This window comes from Streptomyces sp. NPDC048483 (assembly GCF_040651455.1).
Classification (GTDB): domain Bacteria; phylum Actinomycetota; class Actinomycetes; order Streptomycetales; family Streptomycetaceae; genus Streptomyces.
Genome location: NZ_JBEZJZ010000247.1, coordinates 1 through 2548, shown reverse-complemented (window position 1 = coordinate 2548; position 2548 = coordinate 1). Strand labels below are relative to the sequence as shown.

Annotated in this window: 2 protein-coding genes; both read left to right on the top strand. The window is 71.9% G+C overall.

The window, feature by feature from the left end; genetic code table 11:
• Positions 1–803: hypothetical protein (locus AB0D04_RS42595; protein ID WP_362712867.1), on the top strand; the 803-nt coding region annotated here is incomplete at its 5' end.
• A gap of 1 nt (position 804) precedes the next feature.
• The coding region (locus tag AB0D04_RS42590; protein ID WP_362712865.1) for a GTPase-associated protein 1-related protein at positions 805–2548 on the top strand (1744 nt) is incomplete at its 3' end.

Genomic DNA, 2548 nt, shown 5'->3' with positions numbered 1-2548 from the left:
CCTCGATGATGGCCTCGGACGATGACACGATGCGCCGCTTCACCTCCGACTACCAGGACCATCTCTACCAGGACAAACAGATGTTCCTCGGTACGCGGACGGCCGTGGCCAATGACAACCGGGTGGCCCCGCTGGTCTTCCGCTTCGGGCTCAGCCGCAGGGGGCTGTTCGGGCGGCAGCGGCCGCAGCACACCGTGCTGTCGTTCTTCGACACCGCCGGTGAGGACTTCAACTCCCGTGAGAGCGTGGAGATCAACACCCGCTATCTGGCGAACGCCGACGGGATCGTTCTGATCCTGGACCCGCTGCAGATGCCGGGCGCCCGTCAGTTGGCGCTGCCCGGTACCGCGCTGCCGGGCTCGGAGGGCGTGGATGCGCCGGTCAATGTGCTGAGCCGGGTGACGGGCATGCTGCTCGCCGGGCAGAAGGGCGGTACGCCCGGCAAGGTGGCCACCCCGATCGCGGTGGTGTTCTCCAAGCTGGACGCCTTCTGGCACCAGCTGGAGAACGGCAGTCCGCTGCGCGCCCAGCCGCCGTCCGGGGAGCGCTTCGACGTCGAGGACAGCCTCAGCGTCCATGAGGAGGTGCGCCAGCTGCTCAAGGAGTGGGAGGGCATTCCGATCGACCGGATCCTGGAGAACACCTACGCGCGGTTCCGGTACTTCGGGGTGTCGGCGCTGGGCGGCAGCCCCACCGACGACGCGCGGGTCGCGGCCACCGGGATCCAGCCGTACCGGGTGGCGGATCCGCTGCTGTGGCTGCTGAGCGAGCTGGGGGCGGTTCCCCGGTCGGGCCGGGGCTGAGATGGCGTTCCAGCAGCTGTACTACACCTCGTGCGAGCGGGGCCTGAGCGGGTTCTCGGGGTTTCAGTTCAATGCGGTGAGCGCCGGGGTGTCGGCGGAGACGATGCACGAGGTGGAGGCGCTCACCGGCTATGAGCCGCCGCGCTCGCTGCTGTATTCGGACGCGCCGGAGGATCTGGCCCGCTGCCCGGTCAACCTCTGCTTTCTGCCGACGGGGTCGGCGGCCACCGTGGTCCGTGTCGGCTATGTCGGCCGCGATTCCGCCCGCCGGTTCGGCAACTACTTCGCGCACGCCCTGCACAGCACGGACTTCGCCGCGGACGGCGACGGGGGGCCGGCCATCGAGCTGTGGGACTCGCCCGACTGGACCGGCCGGGTTTCCCAGGACACCGAGATTCCGGCGCTCGCGGGCGCGCCACGGCGCGGACCGCTGACCCCGGAGACGGTGCACCGCTTTGTGGCGGCGGAGCCGCATGCCGAGGCGCAGCTGCCGCAGCTGCTGGCCGCGGTCCTGGCCGCCCTCGAGGAGAAGCGCTCGGTGATCGTGGTCGACACCTCCACGGACCGGATCGCGCACTGGTTCGCGGCGGTGTCGTATCTCCTTCCGCCGCCGCTCGCCCGGGAGTTGTCCTTTGCGACGTATCTGCACAAGCCGGGGCGCGGCCGGCTGCATCTGATCGGGGCCCTGCCGGAGACCAGGATCGACATCGGGCCGGACGACCAGGACGCCTTCCGGATCTTCGATTTCACGGCGGGCGAGTTCCCGGCGGACGGCATGGTGCCCGTCCATTACCTCGTACGGCTGCTGGCCGGTATCGGCGTCGCGCAGGCGCGGTCCGTGTGGTCGTGGACGATGGCGTACACGCGGGGCGGCGAGCGGCACCAGGAGCAGTGGCATGCACCGCTGGCCGCCGCGGCCGCCGCGGGCGGGGTCGTCCTCGAACCGCAGCATGTACGGGCCGTCACGGCATGGCTGGCCGACGCCGGCCACCTGGGCGAACTGCGGGCCGCGGTGGCCCGGGACCTCTATCTCCAGCAGCGCGGCCTCGACGAGGAGCAGCTGGGCGCGCTGAGCGCGGCGGCCCTGGCGGGCGGCGACCGCGATCTGCACCAGGAGCTGGAGGGCCGGCTGCACGAGTCGCGGATGCGCGCGTACATGCAGGGCGCCGGGCAGGCCGCGGCCCCGGTTCCGTTCAGCGATCCGGCCGAGCGGGCGCGGGCCCTGGAACACTGGCGGGAGCTGCTGGGCGAGGCCGACGGGCACCGGCAGACGGTTCGGCTGTTCCTGTGGGCGTGGGGCACCGAGCTCCGGCCGCCGCGGGAGGTCACCGCACCGGCGTACGCGGCCCTGGCGAGGTCACTCCTGGAGTCCACGGCGACCCGGTCCACCGACCCCCAACTCATCGCTGAAACCGGCGAGTTGCTGGAGCTGAGCACGGCGTTCCGGCGGGCCCTGGTGGAGAGCGTCGCGGAGCTGCTCGCGGGCCGGGCCGGGCAGTCCGCCGTGTTCTCGCAGTTCCCGGCGCGGCTGCTGCACCGGGAGCACCTGCGGGACCGGCCGGAGCTGCTGGAGCACTACTGGGTGGCGCGGGCCGAGCGGGAGCCGGAGGGCGCCGTCGACATCCTGTTCCGGATCCTGGGGCTGCGGGTCGGCTTCAGCACATCAGGGCCGTGCCGGAGATCCCGCGGACGGCCACCGGGAAGATCCAGCGCCGCACGCTGCGCGAGCAGGTACGGGCGGATTC